The following is a 4,075-nucleotide window of genomic DNA, read 5'->3' as shown; positions in this document are numbered from 1 at the left end:
CCTGCTCGCGCTGGTGCCGTTCCTCGCGCTGCGCCTGCGCGTGCCGCTGGCGGCGGCTGCGATGGGCGCGCTGGCGGGCATCGGCTATACCCTGCTGACCGGGGCAGAGGTGCCCACGATCCGCTCGTGCCTGGGCGCGTTGCTGGTGCTGCTGGCCCTGGCGCTGGGCCGCGATCCGCTGTCGTTGCGGATGCTGGCGGTGGCCGCGTTCATCGTCATGCTGTTCTGGCCCGAGGCCGTGGTCGGCCCCAGTTTCCAGATGAGCTTCGGCTCGGTCATCGCCATCATCGCGTTCGATTCGTCCGCGCCGGTGCGGCGCTTTCTTGGCCATGCGCACGAAGGCTGGGCGATGCGGCTGGGGCGGCATCTGGCGCTCGTGCTGGCCACGGGCCTGGTGATCGAACTGGCGCTGATGCCCATGGCGCTGTTCCATTTCCACCGCGCCGGCATCTATGGCGCAGCGGCCAATGTGGTGGCCATTCCACTCACGACGTTCGTTACCATGCCGCTGATCGCGCTGGCGCTGCTGCTCGACCTGGCGGGGTGGGGGGCCCCGGCGTGGTGGGCCGTGGGCAAGTCGCTCGATGCGCTGCTGGGCCTGGCCCACCTCACCGCCAGCCAGCCTGGCGCAGTGACGCTGCTGCCGGGCATGCCGGGCTGGGTCTTTGGCCTGATGGTCGGCGGCCTGTTGTGGCTGGCGCTGTGGACCGGCAAAGTGCGCCTGTGGGGCCTGGTGCCGGTTGGCCTGGGCGCGGTGTTGACGATCCTGCAACCCACGCCCGATGTGCTGGTGACCGGTGACGGGCACTATGTCGCCCTGGCAGGCGAAGGGCCCAACCTGCTGATGCTGCGCGCCACGCGCAGCGATTACACCCCCTCGATGCTGCTCGAAAACGCCGGGCTGGAGGGAGAGGCCCGCCCGCTCGACACCTGGCCCGGCGCGCAGTGCAACGCGGACTTCTGCCGCGCGGTTCTGGTGCGCCAGGGCCGGCGCTACACCGTGCTGATGAGCCGCGGCCGCGACCAGGTGGACTGGCAGGCCCTCACCACCGCGTGCGCCGCCGCCGATATCGTGATCGCTGATCGCACCTTGCCTACCAGCTGCCACCCCCGCTGGCTCAAAGCCGACCGCCGCCTGCTGCGCCAGACCGGCGGCCTGGCGATCTATCTGGCACAAGGCAAGCTGGTGACCGTGGCGGAGACGGAAGGCCAGCATGGCTGGTTTCCGGGGCCAGAGCTTTGGGTGGGGAAGGTGGCGCGCGGGGGGAAAGAGATGTGATGGGCGAGGGGCAGCTTTGATTCTGGGGCGACCTGCTTAGTATTCTAAATCCTCGACTTTCGACCAGAGCTGGTCGTTGCGATCGGCCACGGCGAATGTCCACTGCTGGAAGAGCCTGTCATAGGAACGCAGAAGCTCCAATAAGCGCTGCGCGCGTTCCACAGGGTCATTAAAACTAAAGACGGCAGGCAGCGCGTTCCGTCACGGCTCGGCTTCACATTGGGACTCGATCGATTGCAGTTCCGCTGCGATCCGCATGCACAGGTCCGAAAAATGGTCCTTGAAGCTACCGAAGTTAGCTATGGCGTCCTTTGCCGCTTGCGCCGCTTCGGTGCCTCTTGCGTGGCCTTGCAACTTCGACCGCAGCCACTGCGCCTCCCGCAGCCCCGACAGCTTAATCTGCTCATCCCGGTAACGACCGACGTTCAGCAGCTTTTCTAACAACGCCAGCGTGCGGTCCCCGTCGGTATATTCGGCCGATAACCGGTCAAGGCGCTGGCGCAGGGGCTTCGTCTCGAAGCCTTCGACGACAAGCTTCGTGAGGTCCATGATGGCTTCGGCCCACTCATCCTTGCTCGCCGTTAGCGGAATGTTGGCCCGATCCATCAAGTCGGGATCACGCAGTTTCCACCATTCAACTTTGCGGTCTCCCCATCGCCGAACAATGGACATAACTTCCTCGCGCGGGTGCCGGAACGTAACAAAGTCACCTTGGAAGTCATTGACGATGGCGCGCTCCGAGATGCTTGCCTGTGGCTCGACGTTGTAGGCCAGCCAGTGCAACTGCTCCGTGTACGGCAGGGCACGCAGATCGCAGATATAGGCGTGGACCTGACCCGCCTCATTCACGTCGTAGCCGCGCAGGCGCCACGCCGCCCGGCAGCTCACTTCACGATCTTTGATTGTGTATTTTTCGCGGTCGGTTTTGTATTTTGACAGCACCTCGGCTCGAAAGAAGGCTGCGGATAGCTCGAACGGTAGATCGTTGCCTTCAGCCTGAAAATAATTGGTAGTGGCTGCGGGGTCCGTGGAAATTTTGGCGAGTCGCTGATTGCGCCAATCATGCGCAACGAACTCAACGTACTGTTTGGACTTGTTCCCGCTCCAGCCATCCGTCACCCCCTGAAGCACCTGGTTAGCTCCACGGCGCGGGCGCATGATCTGGATGCCGCGCGTGTAGGCGCAGCGTCCACAGTGGCGCTGTCGATAGAAGAAATCGGCGGAATCGACATGAACCACTTCATTAATGTCGTCTGCCCATCCATTGAATTCGCTATGCTTCAGCAAAGTGAAGTCGAACATTCGCACCAGTGAGCAACGTGCGATGGTGAGGTATTCCTCTAGCTCTACCCAGCTAAACGAGACGAGCCGTACCTCTTCGCCACTGCGATTTAACGTAACGGATGCACAATGCCGAAGGTCACCGTGTTCATCGAAGCGACAATAGGCACTTTCCTCTGGTCGCCAGTGGATACCCGCCAGATGTGTGTATTCTTGATTCACTTCGATGTAGTCGCGCCCGTCACCGCTCCATCCCTCAAACGTGCGCGCGAAAACGAGATCGCGCCCCTCATCAAGCGCCTTTGAGCCCCTATGATGGTTATCCCGCTCGATCCACATCCCACTCCGGCCACCGCCGGACACATAGCCGGCGATGCTGACATACGGATTGCAACTCCATCGCAGCAGGTCATCCGGCGCTGCGACCTCTAGCGCTTTGTTCGGCACCACGATCGAATGAATGAACGTGTAGGGACCAGACCCGTAAATGACTATTTCGTCAGCGTTCGCATTTTGCTTGAGGAAATCCAGGTGCTGACCAGCACCGAGCCATTGCAAGTATTGCGCGTCATCCGACGGTAACTCGTCGATCTTCCGGATCTTCTCGACGATTTTTTTGTGTGGAAAGCTGGGCATTCGGGAACACTACCATACCCAGCATGTGAGGAGAATTGCACTTTGTACAGGAAGCAAGCAATTAAAAGCATCTTTGACGACGCGCTAGTCCCCATCTGCCAGGTCATTCGCGTTTTGGGTGTCTACTCAAGTGAGCCGTGACCGGATGCCTAATTTGGGGAAGCGAGGGAAGCGCCTTCCGAGGGTACTACGAGAACGACGAACGCTCGATGTTCCGCTTTCCAAAGAAATTGTCATTCGCCATCACGATTGAGAACGGCAAGTGTATTCCACTTAAAAACATTCCAGATTAGCGATTCAGCGCAATAGCACCCTCAATGATACCGCCGCAACAGCCCCGCCAGCTTGCCTTGCACTTCCACTTCGTCGGGCGCGTAGAACTGGGGGTTGTAGGCGGCGTTGGCCGGGTCGAGGCGGATGCGGCCTTTTTCGTGGTGGAGGTACTTGAGAGTCGCTTCCTCGCCGCGCACCAGGGCGACGACGATTTCGCCGTCGCGGGCGGTGTTGGTGCGGCGCACGAGGGCGTAGTCGCCGTCGAGGATGCCGGCGTCGACCATCGAATCGCCCGACACTTCCAGCGCATAGTGCTCGCCCGAGCCGAGCAGGGCGGCGGGCACGGGCAGCATGGCCGAGCCCTCCATCGCCTCGATCGGAGCGCCGGCGGCGATGCGGCCGTGGAGCGGGATTTCGATCACGTCGTTCGCGGCTACTGGCGCCAGGCGCGGGGTGGTGCCCGCGGGGGCGGAGGTGCGCGGCGCGGGATTGCGCGCGGCGGCCTTGGTCGCCAGGCTTTCCGGTTCCCGGATCACTTCGAGGGCGCGGGCGCGGTTGGGCAGGCGGCGGATGAAGCCGCGTTCTTCCAACGCGGAGATCAGGCGG

At 62.3% G+C, this 4,075-nt stretch carries 3 protein-coding genes; 1 reads left to right on the top strand and 2 read right to left on the bottom strand.

Going from position 1 to position 4,075, the window contains the following annotated elements:
* The coding region (locus H926_RS33285; RefSeq protein WP_022676543.1) for a ComEC/Rec2 family competence protein at positions 1-1,279 on the top strand (1,279 nt) is incomplete at its 5' end.
* 201 nt (positions 1,280-1,480) lie between these two features.
* Here the strand turns inward: H926_RS33285 and H926_RS0112105 are convergent.
* Complete coding sequence (locus tag H926_RS0112105; protein ID WP_022676541.1) at positions 1,481-3,196, bottom strand: hypothetical protein; 1,716 nt, start codon at positions 3,194-3,196, stop codon at positions 1,481-1,483.
* 314 nt (positions 3,197-3,510) lie between these two features.
* The coding region (lexA, locus tag H926_RS27155) for a transcriptional repressor LexA (RefSeq protein WP_022676540.1) at positions 3,511-4,075 on the bottom strand (565 nt) is incomplete at its 5' end.

Origin of the sequence: Novosphingobium sp. B-7 (assembly GCF_000410615.1) — a bacterium.
GTDB lineage: Bacteria > Pseudomonadota > Alphaproteobacteria > Sphingomonadales > Sphingomonadaceae > Novosphingobium > Novosphingobium capsulatum.
Note: the sequence above shows the minus strand (reverse complement) of the source record. Positions and strands in the feature narration are given on the sequence as shown.

Bases quoted from the DNA above. Each gene is read 5' to 3' on its own strand.
- H926_RS0112105 (WP_022676541.1), bottom strand. From the start codon at position 3,196: ATGCCCAGCTTTCCACACAAAAAAATCGTCGAGAAGATCCGGAAGATC.